Source organism: Acinetobacter sp. C26M, assembly GCF_023702675.1.
Taxonomy (GTDB): Bacteria; Pseudomonadota; Gammaproteobacteria; order Pseudomonadales; family Moraxellaceae; genus Acinetobacter.
In genome coordinates this window covers 3,247,803-3,265,297 of record NZ_CP098478.1, presented here as the reverse complement: position 1 = coordinate 3,265,297, position 17,495 = coordinate 3,247,803, and the positions used below count along the sequence as shown (strand labels likewise).

The following is a 17,495-nucleotide window of genomic DNA, read 5'->3' as shown; positions in this document are numbered from 1 at the left end:
CAATCTGAGTGAAACAATAGCTTATAAAATAGGGTGTTTGAGATGAAATTCATCAATGTCGTAGGCACATCTGCTGCTGGAAAAACCACTTTTGCTCGTCAACTGGCCCAAAAGTTAGCTGTGGCTCATATTGAAATGGATGATTTATTCTGGCTGGATAATTGGCAAGAAACACCTGATCACGAATTTTTTCCAAAATTGCAAAGTCAAATGGACCAAGCGACTGGTGGATGGGTACTTGACGGTAACTATTCTCGAACTCAAGATTTAAAGCTTAGATATGTTGATAGCATTATTTGGTTAGACTATTCATTTTCTTTAAATCTTTTTCGATCAGTAAAACGGGCAATTGCTCGGGCAGTCACGCAAAAAAAATTGTGGCCAAACTCAAACAATCGAGAAAGTTTTAAGACCAGTTTTATGTCAAAGGATTCAATTATTTTATGGATGATCAGTCATCATGCTAAAAATAGAAAAAAGTATTTGGCGATGATGAATGATGCTCGATATCAGCAGATTCGGTTTATCCATTTAACGTCTCCAAAACAAGCAGAAAAATTTTTAGAACAGATTAAGGCCGTGCAATGACGTCTATTCGAGCAAAAGCGTTATGCTTATTTCGTCATAATGAAAAGGTGTTACTTGCAAAAGCGTATGATCCCGATAAGGATGAGCATTTTTTCAGACCGATCGGTGGTGGTATCGAGTTTGGGGAAACCTCTATTCAGGCAATTGAAAGAGAGATATTGGAAGAAATTCAGCAGCAACTGACCCAGCCTAAACTTGTCTGTGTCATGGAGAATCTATTTAGCTTTGATGGACAGCAAGGCCATGAAATTGTGTTTGTATATGATGCTGAATTTGTAGACTCGCATATGTATCATCAATACGAGATACAGGGTTGTGAACCCAATGGACATCGCTATATCGCACAGTGGCTGAGTCGAGAACAAATCGCACTGACTCAATATCCTGTTTATCCAAAAGGCATTGAGCAATGGCTATTCAATGGGTAGATTATCCCAAGCTTGAGTTTATGGACTCATTCGATAAATCTAAATGAAAGAATTGGTTAAAAGGTGATTCGGTATATTCTGAGAAAGCTGCGCCTTGAACAAAACCAAATTTTTTATAAAGTTTGATTGCTGCATCAAAGTGAACGTCTTTTCCTGTTTCTAAACTGACTCTTTTATAGTGACGTTGCCGAGCAAGTTCTAGTAAGTAGTTCAGTAGTTGTGCTGCGACCCCTTGACGCAAATGGGCAGGATGAGTCCGCATAGATTTGATTTCTGCATGGTTGGGTGTCAGTTCTTGGATTGCGCCACAGCCCAGTAATTGCTCATTGTTCCATAAGGTATAGACGCTAATTGAATCTTTTTGCAGACTGCTGAGGTCTAATGCGAAACTATGTTCAAGTGGGGTATTTTGATGCAGGCCATGCAAGTGGATATAAATCAAATTTTGTACTTGTGGGTGAGTAAAGTCAGCTTTTTTAATGATCATTGTGATTCAAGCACACTGTAGAGATCTGCTTGATTATTAGCATATTTAAAATGCAGTGTTCAACTGTATAGTGTTGAACACTGCATTATATTTATTATTAGTTGTGATGGCCATGCAACTGACGATATAAACCAGGTGTTACTCCTGTCCATTTCTTAAAGGCACGGTGGAAAGTACTGGTTTCACTAAAGCCGACTTGCTGTGCTACATCTTCAAGGGTGAGATTTGGAGTCAACAATAAATGAATCGCAGCATCACGACGCAAGGCATCCTTAACACCTTGGTAGCTTTTACCTTCTGCAGCCAAACGACGACGTAAGGTTTGCGGTGATAAATACAACATTGCCGCTACATCATTGAGCGTTGGCATTTCTTCACCAATCTGGCTCTTCAATACATCACGAATACGTGAAGTGAGTGAGTTCGTATTTTTGAATTTCACTAACAACTGGGCAGGCGCTGCTTTCAAGAATTCTTCTAAGGTCTTTTCATCTTGACGGATTGGGAGATCAAGATAATCTGCTGCAAAGGTAATTTCGGTACGTGGTGCATCGAATTGCATCACAGGCGCAAAGAACAATGCATCGTATTCATCAGCATGGTTTGGGCGTTCATAGCCGAAATGCACACGCTCTAAAGGTAGGCGACGTTCAATTAACCATGATGCTAGGCCATGCCAGATCATCAGCATGCTTTCAGTAATAAAATGATCAGGGTCTAAGGCTTTAGGAATGTGGGGGACTAAACGTGCTTCATGTTTGTCACGTTCCAAGCTTACCGACCATTCATCTCCAAACAGTTTATAGAATTGAGAGGAGAGTTCGAGTGCTTGTCCAAGTGTTTTGGAATGAATGATCAATTGACACATGATTGCGAATGTACCCAAGCGACGTGGCTGTACATCGAAGCCTACGTGTTCGTCTTGGGTAACCATCCATAACATTTTTACAAAACGGGTGTACTGCTCTGGAGAGATTCGAGCCTTCGGTTGGCGAAGCAGTTCAGCCTCTATGCCGACATGTGAAAGTAACGTTTCAACGTCCATGCCTAGGCGTTTAACACCTGTTAAAGCCGCATTCACGAAGTGGATGCTGATCGTATCACGGCTCATATTGAATCCTTCAGTTTCTTTACTATTCACGATAATTGACCTAAATAACCGTCTAAAATATCAAATTGGGCAATTGACAAGAAAAATAATTGCGCCTTGTATACATGTTAAATTGCCGAAACTATCAAGGTAAATGGCTGAACATGACATTGTTTTTGTGTTTATCCACACCTAGTATAAAAGAAAATTTGAACAAATTGAGTAAAAATTATTATGCCATCTGCATTAAAGGGATTGAAAGTCCTAGACTTTTCGACTTTGTTACCAGGGCCATTTGCCAGTATGTATCTTGCGGACATGGGTGCAGAAGTTATCCATGTTGAATCACCGACTCGTCCAGACCTAGTACGGATTATGCCACCCTATGCCAATGGTCAGGCCACTGCACACAGTTACCTGAATCGGAATAAACAGTCGATTGCCCTTGATCTCAAAGAAGCGGCCAATATTGAACTGATCAAAAATAAAATCTCTGAGTTCGATATTGTGCTTGAACAGTTCCGTCCAGATGTGATGCGACGTTTGGGCTTGGACTATGAAACCTTAGCTGAGATTAATCCACGACTCATTTACTGTTCGATTACAGGTTATGGTCAAACAGGTGCTTATAAAGATCGGGCAGGTCATGACATTAACTATTTAGCATTGGCTGGTGTATCTGGGCACAGTGGTCGTCAAGATAGTGGACCTCCACCCTTGGGCATTCAAATTGCGGATGTGGCAGGTGGCTCTTTGCATGCAGTGATTGGCATTCTTGCTGCTGTGGTCGAGCGTCAACGCAGTGGTCTGGGGCAATATCTTGATATTTCGATGACAGATTGTGTGGCAAGTCTGAATAGTATGGCGGCTTCTGCAAGTTTGGCAGGACAAACGCCGCAAGCACCCGAGACGGGAATGCTGAATGGTGCAAGCTTCTATGATTATTATCAGACCAAAGATGGTCGTTATTTCTCAGTGGGAAGTTTAGAGCCACAATTTATGACAGGCTTGGCTACAGCGTTACAATTACCTGTACTCCTTGCAAAAGGGACATCTTTTGATCCAGAAGATCGTCAAGCGGTAAAGCAAGCTTTGCAGGAGAAGTTTAAAACTCAAAATTTTGCCGAATGGCAACAGCTATTCCAAAGCTTGGATATTTGTGTTGAACCTGTACTCAGCTTGGATGAAGCATTGGTCTCGCCAATGGCTCAACAGAGAGGATGGGTGGTTGACGTACCAGTATCGGAAAATGCATCACAAACCGAACCTCAGTTGGCGTGTCCGATCAAGTTTTCTCGTTCACAAATGAAGTATGCTTTTATTGGCCAAGGTTTGGGGGAGGGTAAATGGTAGAAAATATGTGCGACCAATCACTGATTGTTAAAATATTGTACAGTTTGTTAACATTTTGAATAAGTTGTAATTTAAAAATGAGAGTAACCTTTTATACACAATAACATAAAAGGTTACGTAAACATGACAATCTCTAAATCTTTGATTGTTTCTTGTTTATCCGTTCTATCATTGAGTCTTTTCGCACAACATACTCAAGCAGCATCTTCCGCATTTGATCCAAATGGTCAATGGCTGTTTGGTGATTGGAACGGTCAACGCACTGCGTTGCAAGAACAGGGTTACAAATTTTCTGCTGATTACACTGGTGAATTTGCAGGGGTTTTAGATTCTAAACAACACTCAAGTCATGGCAGTGAATTCACTGGGCAATTGGCTTTAGGCACGAACTTCGACCTAAATAAAATTTTAGGTTGGCAAGACACTGAGGCGCAAATCACGGTGACTTATCGTGATGGTCAGTCTTTGTCACAAACTGCAGATGGCTTGCAAGGTCACCAAAGTTCTGTACAAGAAGTTTGGGGGCGTGGTCAAACTTGGCGCTTAACCGACCTCTGGATCAAAAAGAAATTTTTAGATCAAGCTTTAGATATTAAAGTCGGTCGTTTCGGTGAAGGTGAAGATTTCAACAGTTTTAACTGTGACTTCCAGAACTTGTCGCTATGCGGTTCTCAGGTGGGCAACTGGGTTGGTGATCAATGGTACAACTGGCCAGTAAGCCAATGGGCATTGCGGGTCAAATATAACCTACAGCCAGATCTTTATGCACAAATCGGGGCGTATGAATATAACCCTGAGAACTTACAGCGTGGCAAAGGTTTTAACTTGAGTACGGATGGTTCACATGGTGCGATCATTCCTGCTGAGGTGGTATGGAATCCTAAATTAGGTGCACTTGCTCTGCCGGGTGAATATCGCTTTGGTTATTACTACAGTACAGCAGATGCCGCAGAAATTGAGAATCCTGCCAAGACTGGACATAAACAAGGCGGCTGGTTTACTGCGAAACAACAATTGACTCGTCATGATGGTCAGTCAGATCGTGGTTTGACGGGCTTTGTCAATGTCACAGTACATGATTCTAAAACCAATGCCATCAAAGACATGCAAAATGTCGGTTTGGTCTATAAAGGTTTGTTGGATCAACGTCCTCAAGATGAAATTGCTTTAGGTGTTGCCCGTATTCATGCCAATGACAAAAACAATAGTCTATTGGATGAAGAATATAACACCGAGCTGTATTACGGCATTCATGCAACCAACTGGCTCACCATCCGTCCAAATATTCAATATGTCCACCATGTAGGTGCATTGAAAGATGGGGATAAGACTTGGGTTGGCGGTATTAAGTTCCAAACTATTTTCTAATTTTGATACTTGAGCAATTTTGCAGATGTAGTTCATACGATGGGCGATATCTGCAAAGTTCTTATTGTGTTTTGAACTCGACCATAAAAAGAGATTTTTTTCTTTTTATGGATCTAAAATATAAAAGATGCAAGGTGATCTTATGAATCAATCTGCTTCAAAATCTGGGCTTAGAACCTTGACGGTGGTGATTATCGCCCTCATTGCATTGTTCTTGCTCGTTGGCGGTATCTGGCTCGCAGCAATTGGCGGGTCTTTTTATTATGTGATTGCGGGTGTGCTGTTACTCATTGTAGCAGTACAACTCTATAAACGTGCCTCAGGTCCATTATGGGTTTATGCGGCATTGATGTTAGGTAGTGTGGTTTGGGGTGTTTGGGAAGTTGGAACGGACTTCTGGGCACTGGCACCACGCCTTGATATCCTTGGCATCTTAGGTTTGTGGTTACTGGTTCCTGCTGTAACACGCGGGATTGATAACCTCACTTCAAGTAAAGTGGCGTTATCATCTACTTTAGCTATTGCGATTGTGGTGATGGTGTACTCGATCTTTAATGATCCACAAGAAATTAATGGCGTGATTCAAACGCCACAGCCAGCACAAGCAAAAGCAGTAGATGGTATTGCCCCTGAAGATTGGCCTGCATATGGTCGTAGTCAGGGCGGTGAACGTTATTCTCCATTGACACAGATCAACGATAAAAATGTCAAAGATCTCAAAGTGGCTTGGACATTACGCACGGGTGATTTCCGAACTGAAAATGATTCGGGCGAAACCACGAATCAAGTAACGCCAATCAAGATTGGAAATAACATGTTTATGTGTACTCCACATCAACATTTAATTTCGATTGACCCAGCAACGGGTAAGGAAAAATGGCGTTTTGATCCAAAACTCAAAACTGATAAAACCTTCCAGCATTTAACTTGTCGTGGTGTGATGTACTACGATGCTGCCAATACTACTGAATTTGCAACCAGCTTACAGGCGAAAAAGTCGACCTCAACCGAGTGTCCGCGTAAAGTCTTTGTTCCTGTGAATGATGGTCGTTTAGTTGCAGTCAATGCTGATACAGGTAAAGCATGTTCTGACTTTGGTCAAAATGGTGAAGTGAATTTACAAGAATTCATGCCATATGCTTATCCAGGTGGTTATAACCCAACATCTCCAGGTGTGGTTTCTGGTACTACTGTCGTGATTGCAGGTTCAGTGACCGATAACCATTCGAATAAAGAGCCATCAGGTGTGATTCGTGGTTATGACGTGAACACAGGTAAATTATTATGGGTGTTTGATACAGGTGCAGCTGATCCAAATGCAATGCCAGGTCAAGACACGCAGTTTGTTCATAATTCACCAAATGCATGGGCGCCACTTGCCTATGATTCAAAACTAGATATCGTCTATGTTCCAACCGGTGTAGGTACACCAGATATCTGGGGTGGAGATCGTACTGAGTTGAAAGAGCGTTATGCCAACTCAATGCTGGCAATCAATGCTACGACAGGTAAACTGGTATGGCACTTCCAAACCACACATCATGATTTGTGGGATATGGATGTACCATCACAACCTTCATTGGCTGATATTCAAGATAAATCAGGTCAAACGGTTCCAGCGATTTATGTATTGACTAAAACAGGGAATGCCTTTGTTTTAGACCGTCGTAATGGTCAGCCGATTGTACCAATTACTGAGAAACCTGTTCCGCAAACTGTGAAATGGGGTCCACAAACCAAAGGTGAGTTCTACTCAAAAACTCAACCATTCTCTGACTTTGATTTAGCACCGAAAGATAAATTGACTGATAAAGACATGTGGGGTGCCACCATGTTTGATCAGCTGATGTGTCGTGTGAAATTTAAACGTCTGAATTACGATGGTATTTATACACCACCTTCTGAAAATGGAACCTTGGTATTCCCTGGAAACTTGGGTGTATTTGAGTGGGGCGGTATGTCAGTGAATGCTGATCGTCAGGTCGCGGTCATGAACCCGATTGGCTTGCCATTCGTGAGTCGTTTAATTCCAGCGGATCCAAACCGTCAACCTGTGGCGCGTGGTGCTGGTACTGAGCAGGGCATGCAACCAATGTATGGTACGCCATATGGTGTTGATATTAGTCCGTTCCTGTCTCCATTAGGTTTACCATGTAAACAACCAGGTTGGGGCTTTGTCGCTGGTGTGGACTTAAAAACGCATGAAGTGGTGTGGAAAAAACGTATTGGTACCATTCGTGACAGCTTACCAACCTTATTCCAGTTACCACCAGTGAAAATTGGTGTACCAGGTTTAGGCGGTTCGATTTCGACTGCGGGTAATGTGATGTTTGTCGGTGCGACACAAGATAATTACATCCGTGCCTTTAATGTTTCAAATGGCGATAAGTTATGGGAAGCACGTTTACCAGCAGGTGGACAAGCAACACCAATGACTTATGAAGCAAATGGTAAACAATATGTGGTGATTATGGCTGGTGGACATGGTTCATTCGGTACCAAAATGGGTGATTATCTCGTTGCGTACGCTTTACCTTAAATCCCTCCCTACCTCCCTTGATGAAAGAGAGGAGTTCCCTAATTTAATCCTTGCGCCACTATAATCTTGGCTCAGGGTGAGGGGAGATTAAAAGTCCAGATTTATCTGGGCTTTTTCTTTTTGTGGCAATTAGATAGGCTTATCAATAAAACCGTTATTAAATATGCAAAAAAAGCATTTTGTTGATGAATAAAAGCTCGCTATGCTAGTCGCCTTTATAATGAATGACTAGCCATACGCCATGTATTTATATACGGATTTCGATCAACAACTGATTAACCAACGTGTTGCTCAGTTTCGCGATCAAACAGAACGCTATTTAGCAGGAAAATTAACAGAAGACGAATATCGTCCACTACGTTTGCAAAATGGTTTATACGTGCAACGCTATGCGCCTATGCTTCGTATTGCTGTGCCGTATGGCTTGATGAATACTAAACAATTAAGAAAAATTGCTGAGATCGCGACTGAATATGATCGTGGCTATGCGCATGTTTCAACTCGTCAAAATATTCAGTTGAACTGGCCTGCATTGGAAAATGTACCTGACATTCTAGCTGAGCTGGCAACGGTACAAATGCATGCCGTACAAACTTCAGGTAACTGTATCCGTAATACCACAACTGACCAGTTTGCAGGTGTGGTTGCAGGTGAGATTGCTGACCCACGTCCGACTTGTGAATTGATTCGTCAGTGGAGTACGTTTCACCCTGAATTTGCCTTCTTGCCACGTAAGTTTAAAATCGCGGTGTCTGCTTTAGAAGAGAAAGATCGTGCTGCAACTGCATTCCACGATATCGGTGTATATCTAGTACGTAACGATGCGGGCGAGATGGGCTATAAAATCATGGTTGGTGGTGGACTTGGTCGTACCCCAATTATTGGTAGTGTGATCCGTGAGTTTTTACCACGTGAAGATCTGATTGCTTATTTAGAAGCGACATTGCGTGTTTATAACTTACATGGCCGTCGTGATAACAAATATAAAGCGCGTATCAAAATTTTGGTGAAAGCATTAACACCAGAAGTGTTTGCACAAAAAGTGGAAGCTGAATTTGAGCACACGCGTGAAGCATTGAAGATTCAACCTGAAATCTTGAAAAAATTGGATGAAGAATTTACACCGTTTGATTATCAAGATTTAGAAGATCAGGACTTCACAGACTTATTCGCTGCACATCCGAAATTTAAACAGTGGTTTAACGTCAACACCAATGCGCATAAAGTGAAAGGTTATCGTATCGTCACGATTTCTTTGAAGCGTGCGGGTATTGCACCGGGTGATGTCACCACTGAAGAAATGAATTTAATTGCTGATTTAGCCGATAAATACACGTTCGGTGAGTTCCGTACTACGCACGAACAGAATATTTCATTGGTCGATGTGCCGCAGAAAGATTTATTCGAATTGTGGCAAACGCTTGAACACAGCGACATGGCACGTGCACATATCGGCTTTATTACCGATATTATCTGTTGCCCGGGTGGTGATTTCTGTTCATTGGCAAATGCCAAATCGATTCCAATTTCAGAAGCAATCAGCCGTCGTTTTGATGATCTAGACACCATCTATAACTTAGGTGAACTTGATCTGAATATTTCGGGTTGTATGAATGCTTGTGGCCATCACCATGTCGGTAACATCGGTATTCTAGGTGTCGATAAGAAAGGTGCTGAGTTCTATCAAATCACTTTAGGTGGTCATGCAGATCATGATGCATCACTCGGTGATATCTTAGGACCGTCATTTGCTGCTGAAGTTGTACCAGATGTGATTGATGAAATCTTGAATACTTACCTTGACTTACGTACAGAAGGTGAGCGTTTTATTGATACCTATCGCCGTGTTGGTATTCAACCATTTAAGGAGCGTGCTTATGCTTAATACAACGCTACAAGTGCTCTTTAAAGATGGCACAATTGCAGACAATACTTATCAAGTCATTGCCGAAGATGGCGTACTTCCACAAGGTGATGTGGTTGTAACAACTGCGCAGTTGGATCAATTGGCAAATGTACAAGGCAAAAAAGCCCTTTACATCACAGTCAATGATTCACCTGAAACCCATGAATTTCCATTGAATGAGCTTGATGCCATTTTTATTGAATTTGCTGGTTTTAATGATGGCCGTGGTTATTCATTTGCTGCCTTGTTACGTCGCCAAGGTTATCAAGGTGAGTTACGCGCAGTCGGTGATATCTTTAAGGATGTTTTAAACTATTTAAAACGTTCTGGCTTTGATACATTTGTAGTCAAAGAAGGTAAAGATATTCATGAAGCAGCTGCTGGGCTTCAAGATTTTACCAATCCTTATCAAGCTTCTACTGCTGTGCCAAAAGCAAGTTATCAAACTGGTGCATAAGTCACTAGAGATCAAAAAAGCTGAACTACGGTTCAGCTTTTTTATGGGGCATCGTTTTAGTAAATCAATTGAAGAATAAAATGCTGAACTTTATTTTAAAAATAAATCCTGGGGTGGTGTGGTTGCTTTTTGCGATTGCCGCTGATGTGCTGTCAACATTTTATTCTGCGAAGGGCAATGGTTTAGTGAATAAACTTGATCAAGGCATCGCATTGGTTTTGTACCTTATCTCTTTTGCTTGTGCTGCGATTGCTTTGAAATATATGCAGGCTGGGATTTTATATGTGCTGTGGTCAGGGCTTGGTGTTATTGCAACAGCTGCTTTGGCTAAGGTCTTCTTAGGGCAGCATATTGATTTAGCAGGGTGGGTAGGCATTGGGTTTATTACGATTGGACTTATGATTATCGCGCAGTATTCCAATATTGATGTGTAGTCTTCATAGAAATAACGATGTATTTCTATGAAGTCATGTTTTATTGGTTCAACTTACCCATCTAACTGGCAATTAATCATCCATTTGATCCCAAACTGATCGGTAAACGCACCATACAGTGCGCCCCAGAAGGTCTTTTCTAGAGGCATTTCAATTTGACCATTTGCAGACAAGGCATCAAAGAGGCGTTGTGCTTCGTCTTGCTCATCTGGGTCAAGATTAATTGAAATATAGTGGTTGTTGCCTTGGGTAAATACGCTATTTTGAGCGCAGAATTGATCATTAACATCTGAAGCCATCAATACGGTAAATTCATTGATGGGTAAAGAAACGTGTAAAACCAGGTTTTTATCAGCTTCTGAAAGGCTGACGCCTTCAGTAGGTGGCATATCGCCATAACGGCTGAGCATGGCAAATTCACCACCAAATACAGATTTATAAAAGTTGAATGCTTGTTCTGTTTGTCCTTTAAAATTTAGATAATGATTAAGTTGCATGATGTACTCCTTGTTGTTTTTTTATACACAGCATAACTTATCGATATTTTGACTATAGGTGCATTATTTTTTGTAATCCTAAAAATAAAAAAATCCTGCATCAAGCAGGATTTTTTTGAACAGATTGAAAAATATTTAGATCAATTCAATCGCAACAGCGGTCGCTTCACCACCACCGATACACAAGGCTGCTACACCTTTCTTACCGCCAGTACGCTTAAGTGCATGAATCAATGTCAGGATGATACGAGAACCAGTAGAACCAACAGGGTGACCTAGAGCACAAGCACCACCATTAATATTTACTTTTGCTGCATCTAATTTGAAATCATCAATTGGACACATGGTCACCATTGCGAAAGCTTCGTTAATTTCCCAAAGATCAACATCTTGAGCATCCCAACCTGCTTTCTTCAAAACTTTTTCAATTGCGCCTACTGGTGCAATGGTAAATTCTGAAGGGTGCTGAGAGTTTGATGCAGTTGCAAGAATTTTCGCTAAAGGTTTTAAACCACGTTGAGTCGCAACGTCGCTTGATGTTAATACCAGTGCAGATGCGCCATCAGAAATTGAACTCGCATTTGCAGCTGTAATCGTGCCATCTTTTGCAAATGCTGGTTTTAATGATGGAATTTTGTCGATTTTCGCACTTAATGGTTGTTCATCTTGATCAACAACAACATCACCTTTGCGAGTAGAAACAGTTACAGCAACAATCTCATCTTTAAAGTAACCTTCAGTAATCGCTTTCTGTGCACGTTGTAATGAACGAATAGCAAAGTCGTCCATTTGTTCACGTGTATAGCTACGTTTGTTTGCCATATCCTGAGCAAATGAACCCATCAAACGACCTGTTTCAGCATCTTCCAAGCCATCTAGGAACATGTGATCTTTAATCTCACCATGACCCATGCGATAGCCAGCACGTGCTTTAGGTAAAACATATGGTGCGTTGGTCATCGATTCCATACCACCAGCGACAACGATCTCTGCACTACCTGCTTTTATCATATCTGCTGCTTGCATCACAGCTTTCATACCAGAACCACAAAGTTTGTTGATTGTCACTGCGCCAGTAGAGTCTGGTAAGCCTGCTTTTCGCATAGCTTGACGCGCTGGACCTTGTTTTAAGCCAGCTGGTAAAACACAACCCATGATTACTTCTTCTACGTCAGTCGGTTGTAGACCAGAACGCGCAATTGCTTCTTTAATGGTAACAGCACCTAATTCTGGCGCAGTTACACCAGATAATGCACCTTGGAAGCCGCCCATTGCTGTACGCGCGCCATTAACAATTACGATATCAGTCATGATGTGTCTCCACACTTATAATTTATAAAAATGTTCCAAACTTAAGCAGTATAGTAAAAAAAGGATTGGAATAAAGTGTTTTAACTATTTTAGGCTAGACTGAAGAGTTTTTAGCAGGTGGAGAGCTTTTCAAAACGTATATTGCCCATACGGCTTAAAACAATTTTAGTATGGTGCTGTGGTGACTCTGAACAGTAGACAAAACTGCCATTAGATGCAAAGGGGAGTCCATTTTCTGCTTGAAAGATAAGGTAGTTAGGCGATTGCCCAAAAGATTTAAAATTGAGGTTACCATATTTATGGTTGAGAGGAACGGTAAAGAGTAGTCTTTCAGCTTGATCACGACGATGATTTCGATTGCTATCAATAAATCCGATAAAGCCTTTATTCCAATCTTTATGGCAGTTTTCAAAATCTGAACTTGGGCAAAGCATCACATTTTTATGATGAAGTTGTGCGTCAGTCTTTGCTTTTTGTATATGAATTGTGAGAGTTCTTTTGAGGTGATTTGCTTCGCTTGAGATCATCATTTCTCGGAAATAGGGGAGTGCAAGTGCACTCAAAATTGCCAAGATTCCAGTAGTGATGATCAACTCAGTTAAAGTAAAGCCAAAAGATCTAAACATATTTACCTATCTATTTTTATTAACTTTTTTATAAACATAGCCTTAAATGTAAATTTAATCTTGATAGTGAGAATTATTAAAAAAATAGTTAAGATATACTAAAACATAACTTCATAAACAATAATTCAATAAGATATCTAAGGGGAATTGAAAATTTACTGAACTACAACGGAAATTGTAAGAAATTTTGTCAATAATTTACGAGGTTAAAGTTATCAAGCACTTGGAAAATTCGTCAAGTGTTTGTATGATTCAAAGTGAAGTGAATGGCTTAAAATAATGCTGTAGAACATTATTGTTCTAGGGGCGAAAAATCATAGGCTAAGCTTACACAACAAACAATTGTTATCTCTGGAGGATATCCATGAAATTGAGTCGTATTGCACTTGCTATGCTTGTTGCTGCTCCTTTAGCTGCTGCGAATGCGGGCGTAACAGTAACTCCGTTAATGCTTGGTTACACATTCCAAGACACTAAACATAATAATGGCGATAAGCATTTAACAAATGGTCCTGAGCTTCAGGACGATTTATTTGTTGGTGCTGCATTAGGTATCGAATTAACCCCATGGTTAGGTTTCGAAGCTGAATATAACCAAGTTAAAGGTGATGTTGATGCTGCAGCTGCAAATGCTGAATACAAGCAACAACAAATCAACGGTAACTTCTACGTTACTTCTGATTTGATCACTAAAAACTATGACAGCAAAATCAAGCCATATGTATTATTAGGTGCTGGTCACTACAAATATACATTTGATGATGTAAACCGCGGTACCCGTGGTAATAAAGAAGAAGGTACTTTAGGTAATGCTGGTTTCGGTGCTTTCTGGCGCTTAAACGATGCTTTATCTCTTCGTACTGAAGCTCGTGGTACATATAACATCGATGAAGACTTCTGGAACTATACAGCACTTGCTGGCTTAAACGTAGTTCTTGGTGGTCACTTGAAACCAGCTGCTGCAGTAGTTGAAGTTGCTCCAGTTGAGCCAACTCCAGTTGCTCCACAGCCACAAGAGTTGACTGAAGACCTTAACATGGAACTTCGCGTATTCTTTGATACGAACAAGTCTGACATCAAACCACAGTACAAGTCTGAAATTGCTAAAGTTGCAGAGAAGTTAGCTGAATACCCGAATGCGACTGCTCGTATTGAAGGTCACACAGATAACACTGGTCCACGTAAGTTAAACGAACGTTTATCTTTAGCGCGTGCTAACTCTGTTAAGTCTGCACTTGTAAATGAATACAACGTGAATGCAACTCGTTTGACAACTCAAGGTTTTGCTTGGGATCAACCGATTGCTGACAACAAAACTAAAGAAGGTCGTGCTATGAACCGTCGCGTATTCGCTGCGATCTCTGGTAGCCGTACTGTTCTTGTACAACCAGGTCAAGCTAAATAATTTTAGCTAAGACTAAAAAAAGCGACTCGTAAGAGTCGCTTTTTTATCGACATATGTTTTTGTAGCATTGATGTAAAACTAAAACATAAGAGCTAAAAACTGGCATAATCTTGCCTTAACTTTAGATCGCTTGTGAGAATTATTTAGTTTCGTTGAAAAGATTTTGATAGCTTGTTAAAATTTTGATTAAAAAGTGATAAGCTCTCACGGCCTTGTTAGATGTTGTAAAATTAGAGTTTTCTAGTTTTTTGGGCGGGAAATAAGTCATTTTCAGTAGCTGCTGATTAAATGTTACCAAATACTTGGAAAGTTGATCGAGTATTTGTATGATTTTACATAAAGTGAATGACTGAAAAAGATACAATAAGACTATTTCTCAGTATTCAAAAGCTATTAGAATTTAGAGAACAAACAATTTTTTGTTTTTGGAGGATATCCATGAAATTGAGTCGTATTGCACTTGCTATGCTTGTTGCTGCTCCTTTAGCTGCTGCGAACGCAGGCGTAACAGTAACTCCGTTAATGCTTGGTTATACAATGTTCGATACTGAACATAACAACCGTGGCGATAAAGGTCAGTTAACTCCAGGTGCAGAACTTGAAGATGATTTATTCGTTGGTGCTGCGCTTGGCGTAGAAATCACACCTTGGTTAGGTGCTGAGGTTGAATACAGCCAAATCAAAGGCGATACCAGTACTAACAATGACTATAAAGGTCGTAATATTGCTGCTAATGCTTATGTAACGTCTGATTTGATCACTAAAAACTATGACAGCAAAATCAAACCTTATGTGTTAGCTGGTGCGGGTCACTACAAATACGAAGGTGATGATATTTATGGTGGTAAGCAAGAAGGTACATTAGCAAATGCTGGTGGTGGTGTATTCTGGCGTTTAAACGATGCTTTATCTCTTCGTACAGAAGCACGTGGTACTTATCATTTTGATGAGAAGTTCTGGAACTATACAGCACTTGCTGGCTTAAACGTAGTTCTTGGTGGTCACTTGAAACCAGCTGCTCCAGTAGTTGAAGTTGCTCCAGTTGAACCAACTCCAGTTGCTCCACAGCCACAAGAGTTGACTGAAGACCTTAACATGGAACTTCGCGTATTCTTTGATACGAACAAGTCTGATATCAAACCACAGTACAAGTCTGAAATTGCTAAGGTTGCAGAGAAGTTAGCTGAGTTCCCGAATGCGACTGCTCGTATTGAAGGTCACACAGATAACACTGGTCCACGTAAGTTAAACGAACGTTTATCTTTAGCGCGTGCTAACTCTGTTAAGTCTGCACTTGTAAATGAATACAACGTAAATGCAACTCGTTTGACAACTCAAGGTTTCGCTTGGGATCAACCGATTGCTGACAACAAAACTAAAGAAGGTCGTGCTATGAACCGTCGCGTATTCGCTGCGATTTCTGGTAGCCGTACTGTTCTTGTACAACCAGGTCAACAAGCTCAATAATTTGAGTTTATGAACTGAAAAAAAAGCGACTCGTCAGAGTCGCTTTTTTTATATGGGGAGGCTAAGTGATAAAACATTGAGATTCTCCTTTTTATTTAATGGTTTTAAGATATTTCAATAATGATTAATTATTTACCATACCTCTTTTTTTAACTGCTGCTTGGTATTTTGTCTTTCACGACGATGTTGTGCTCTAGGTTTCTCAGTCTCATGAACTCCACCTTTGTGTAATAAAGGCGAAAGCGCTACGGGGTTACGGACTTTAATTTTTGGCATTTGTTTGAGTTTCATCTGATTATCCTTTGATACATAAAACTTGTTTGAGAGTATGCACGATTTCAATCAAGTCGGATTGGTTTGCCATAACTTGATCAATATCTTTGTAAGCAGCCGGAATTTCATCAATTACCGCACTGTCTTTTCTGCATTCGATGCCTTGAGTTTGTTGAATCAAGTCATCTTGGTTAAACAGCAGCTTCGCTTTACTGCGGCTCATTTTTCGCCCTGCACCATGGGAACATGAGCAGAATGATTCAGGGTCAGCCTTACCTTTAACAATATAGGAGCGTGCTCCCATTGAACCCGGGATGATGCCTAATTCATCGAACCCTGCCCGAATGGCTCCTTTACGTGTAATTAGCAGCTCTTCGCCATAGTGAGTTTCTCGACTTATATAGTTGTGGTGGCAGTTAATCGCTTCTTTGGTCATTTGAAAAGGCGGTAGAAGCGGGCGAATCGCCTCTAAAATAAGACGCATCATTTCGCGTCGATTTTCGAAAGCATATTCCTGTGCCCATTCAACCGCTTCAACATAGTCGCTAAAACTATTTGAGCCTTCTGCAAAGTAACTCAAATCCTTGTCAGGAACATGGCCAAAACGGTGTTGCGCTTCTTTCTTTGCCAGTTCAATGAAATAGGTTCCAATGACATTGCCTAAACCACGACTGCCAGAATGCAGCATCACCCAAACATCCTGATTTTCATCAAGACAGAGCTCGATGAAGTGATTACCACCCCCTAAAGTTCCCAGTTGTTTTTGCCAAGTTGCATCAAATTTTCTTAGCATTCGAACCAAGCCGGGATGTTTTTTAATGATGGGTTGTAAGCGCTTTTCTAGCGGAATAATACTAGATGCTTTTGCTTTTACTTGTTTATGTAATTCAAAGCCTACAGGGACCTTACGTTCAATGGCATGGCGTAATGGCGCAAGGTTGTCTGGAAGTTGTGATGCTTTGAGGTTGAGCCGAATTGCATTCATACCACAGCCGATATCAACACCGACAGCAGCAGGGATAATCGCATGTTTGGTTGGGATCACGCTGCCTACAGTTGCACCTTTGCCTACATGTACATCTGGCATTACTGCAATATGTGAATAAACAAATTGTAGTTGCGCCATTTTCTTGAGTTGTTCAATACTTTCGCTATCAATATCGTTAGTGAAGATTTTCACTGGAACGCCATATTGTGCATCTGCGTTGAGTATTTTTTGTATGCCCATTTTCTTGTCTCGGGATATTTTAATATTTGGTCCGAATA

The 17,495-nt window shown here is 40.8% G+C and carries 17 protein-coding genes; 10 read left to right on the top strand and 7 right to left on the bottom strand.

What is annotated here, in order from left to right:
* The first annotated feature begins 42 nt into the window (after positions 1-42).
* Both NDN11_RS14935 and NDN11_RS14930 read left to right on the top strand, forming a co-directional pair.
* Positions 43-588 carry a P-loop NTPase family protein gene (locus NDN11_RS14935; protein WP_251110079.1) on the top strand — a complete coding sequence of 182 codons (546 nt, stop codon included), beginning with the start codon at positions 43-45 and terminating at the stop codon, positions 586-588.
* The gene (locus NDN11_RS14930) at positions 585-1,016 is read left to right on the top strand and encodes an NUDIX hydrolase (protein WP_251110078.1); all 432 of its coding nucleotides are present in this window, start codon (positions 585-587) and stop codon (positions 1,014-1,016) included. Before NDN11_RS14935 ends, NDN11_RS14930 begins: the two co-directional genes overlap by 4 nt.
* A gap of 1 nt (position 1,017) precedes the next feature.
* On the opposite strand, the gene NDN11_RS14925 is transcribed toward NDN11_RS14930, so the two are convergent.
* A complete protein-coding gene (locus tag NDN11_RS14925; RefSeq protein ID WP_251110077.1) occupies positions 1,018-1,503 on the bottom strand; it encodes a GNAT family N-acetyltransferase in 486 nt (161 codons plus the stop codon).
* 97 nt (positions 1,504-1,600) lie between these two features.
* Positions 1,601-2,614 carry an AraC family transcriptional regulator gene (locus NDN11_RS14920; RefSeq protein WP_004652394.1) on the bottom strand — a complete coding sequence of 338 codons (1,014 nt, stop codon included), beginning with the start codon at positions 2,612-2,614 and terminating at the stop codon, positions 1,601-1,603.
* 213 nt (positions 2,615-2,827) lie between these two features.
* Between NDN11_RS14920 and NDN11_RS14915 the strand changes: the two genes are divergently transcribed.
* The 6 genes from NDN11_RS14915 to NDN11_RS14890 all read left to right on the top strand — a co-directional run bounded on the left by NDN11_RS14915 (position 2,828) and on the right by NDN11_RS14890 (position 10,650).
* Complete coding sequence (locus NDN11_RS14915; protein ID WP_251110076.1) at positions 2,828-3,946, top strand: CaiB/BaiF CoA transferase family protein; 1,119 nt, start codon at positions 2,828-2,830, stop codon at positions 3,944-3,946.
* A 144-nt stretch (positions 3,947-4,090) separates the two neighbouring features.
* Positions 4,091-5,314, top strand: coding sequence for a carbohydrate porin (locus tag NDN11_RS14910; RefSeq protein WP_251111555.1), 1,224 nt, complete (start codon positions 4,091-4,093; stop codon positions 5,312-5,314).
* A 142-nt stretch (positions 5,315-5,456) separates the two neighbouring features.
* The gene (locus tag NDN11_RS14905; RefSeq protein ID WP_167249813.1) at positions 5,457-7,853 is read left to right on the top strand and encodes a glucose/quinate/shikimate family membrane-bound PQQ-dependent dehydrogenase; all 2,397 of its coding nucleotides are present in this window, start codon (positions 5,457-5,459) and stop codon (positions 7,851-7,853) included.
* Positions 7,854-8,094: 241 nt separating this feature from the next.
* Positions 8,095-9,738: a nitrite/sulfite reductase gene (locus NDN11_RS14900; protein ID WP_167249811.1), complete on the top strand. Its 1,644-nt coding sequence runs from the start codon at positions 8,095-8,097 to the stop codon at positions 9,736-9,738.
* Positions 9,731-10,216, top strand: a complete 486-nt coding sequence (locus NDN11_RS14895; protein WP_251110075.1) for a DUF934 domain-containing protein — start codon at positions 9,731-9,733, stop codon at positions 10,214-10,216. The genes NDN11_RS14900 and NDN11_RS14895 overlap by 8 nt, the downstream gene beginning before the upstream one ends.
* 80 nt (positions 10,217-10,296) lie before the next feature.
* The gene (locus tag NDN11_RS14890; protein ID WP_167249807.1) at positions 10,297-10,650 is read left to right on the top strand and encodes a DMT family transporter; all 354 of its coding nucleotides are present in this window, start codon (positions 10,297-10,299) and stop codon (positions 10,648-10,650) included.
* A gap of 53 nt (positions 10,651-10,703) precedes the next feature.
* On the opposite strand, the gene NDN11_RS14885 is transcribed toward NDN11_RS14890, so the two are convergent.
* The 3 genes from NDN11_RS14885 to NDN11_RS14875 form a co-directional block, all read right to left on the bottom strand.
* Complete coding sequence (locus NDN11_RS14885; protein WP_167249805.1) at positions 10,704-11,147, bottom strand: VOC family protein; 444 nt, start codon at positions 11,145-11,147, stop codon at positions 10,704-10,706.
* Between the two features lie 135 nt (positions 11,148-11,282).
* Positions 11,283-12,458, bottom strand: a complete 1,176-nt coding sequence (locus NDN11_RS14880) for a thiolase family protein (RefSeq protein WP_251110074.1) — start codon at positions 12,456-12,458, stop codon at positions 11,283-11,285.
* Positions 12,459-12,568: 110 nt separating this feature from the next.
* Complete coding sequence (locus tag NDN11_RS14875) at positions 12,569-13,084, bottom strand: GspH/FimT family pseudopilin (RefSeq protein WP_251110073.1); 516 nt, start codon at positions 13,082-13,084, stop codon at positions 12,569-12,571.
* A gap of 364 nt (positions 13,085-13,448) precedes the next feature.
* Here NDN11_RS14875 and omp38 (NDN11_RS14870) point away from each other — a divergent pair, with 364 nt between their 5' ends.
* Both omp38 (NDN11_RS14870) and omp38 (NDN11_RS14865) read left to right on the top strand, forming a co-directional pair.
* Positions 13,449-14,489, top strand: coding sequence for an outer membrane protein Omp38 (gene omp38 / locus NDN11_RS14870; protein ID WP_251110072.1), 1,041 nt, complete (start codon positions 13,449-13,451; stop codon positions 14,487-14,489).
* Between the two features lie 438 nt (positions 14,490-14,927).
* A complete protein-coding gene (gene omp38 / locus NDN11_RS14865) occupies positions 14,928-15,956 on the top strand; it encodes an outer membrane protein Omp38 (protein WP_251110071.1) in 1,029 nt (342 codons plus the stop codon).
* A gap of 132 nt (positions 15,957-16,088) precedes the next feature.
* Here omp38 (NDN11_RS14865) and NDN11_RS14860 read toward each other — a convergent pair whose 3' ends face one another.
* Together NDN11_RS14860 and NDN11_RS14855 are read right to left on the bottom strand one after the other, a co-directional pair.
* Entirely contained in the window at positions 16,089-16,247 is a 159-nt protein-coding gene (locus NDN11_RS14860) for a hypothetical protein (protein ID WP_167249795.1), read from the bottom strand.
* Positions 16,248-16,251: 4 nt separating this feature from the next.
* A complete protein-coding gene (locus NDN11_RS14855; RefSeq protein WP_251110070.1) occupies positions 16,252-17,457 on the bottom strand; it encodes an RtcB family protein in 1,206 nt (401 codons plus the stop codon).
* Positions 17,458-17,495: the final 38 nt, after the last annotated feature.

Coding starts and splice junctions, on each gene's coding strand:
- NDN11_RS14935 (WP_251110079.1), top strand. CDS start 43: ATGAAATTCATCAATGTCGTAGGCACATCTGCTGCTGGAAAAACCACT.
- NDN11_RS14930 (WP_251110078.1), top strand. CDS start 585: ATGACGTCTATTCGAGCAAAAGCGTTATGCTTATTTCGTCATAATGAA.
- NDN11_RS14925 (WP_251110077.1), bottom strand. CDS start 1,503: ATGATCATTAAAAAAGCTGACTTTACTCACCCACAAGTACAAAATTTG.
- NDN11_RS14920 (WP_004652394.1), bottom strand. CDS start 2,614: ATGAGCCGTGATACGATCAGCATCCACTTCGTGAATGCGGCTTTAACA.
- NDN11_RS14915 (WP_251110076.1), top strand. CDS start 2,828: ATGCCATCTGCATTAAAGGGATTGAAAGTCCTAGACTTTTCGACTTTG.
- NDN11_RS14905 (WP_167249813.1), top strand. CDS start 5,457: ATGAATCAATCTGCTTCAAAATCTGGGCTTAGAACCTTGACGGTGGTG.
- NDN11_RS14900 (WP_167249811.1), top strand. CDS start 8,095: ATGTATTTATATACGGATTTCGATCAACAACTGATTAACCAACGTGTT.
- NDN11_RS14895 (WP_251110075.1), top strand. CDS start 9,731: ATGCTTAATACAACGCTACAAGTGCTCTTTAAAGATGGCACAATTGCA.
- NDN11_RS14890 (WP_167249807.1), top strand. CDS start 10,297: ATGCTGAACTTTATTTTAAAAATAAATCCTGGGGTGGTGTGGTTGCTT.
- NDN11_RS14885 (WP_167249805.1), bottom strand. CDS start 11,147: ATGCAACTTAATCATTATCTAAATTTTAAAGGACAAACAGAACAAGCA.
- NDN11_RS14880 (WP_251110074.1), bottom strand. CDS start 12,458: ATGACTGATATCGTAATTGTTAATGGCGCGCGTACAGCAATGGGCGGC.
- NDN11_RS14875 (WP_251110073.1), bottom strand. CDS start 13,084: ATGTTTAGATCTTTTGGCTTTACTTTAACTGAGTTGATCATCACTACT.
- omp38 (WP_251110072.1), top strand. CDS start 13,449: ATGAAATTGAGTCGTATTGCACTTGCTATGCTTGTTGCTGCTCCTTTA.
- omp38 (WP_251110071.1), top strand. CDS start 14,928: ATGAAATTGAGTCGTATTGCACTTGCTATGCTTGTTGCTGCTCCTTTA.
- NDN11_RS14860 (WP_167249795.1), bottom strand. CDS start 16,247: ATGAAACTCAAACAAATGCCAAAAATTAAAGTCCGTAACCCCGTAGCG.
- NDN11_RS14855 (WP_251110070.1), bottom strand. CDS start 17,457: ATGGGCATACAAAAAATACTCAACGCAGATGCACAATATGGCGTTCCA.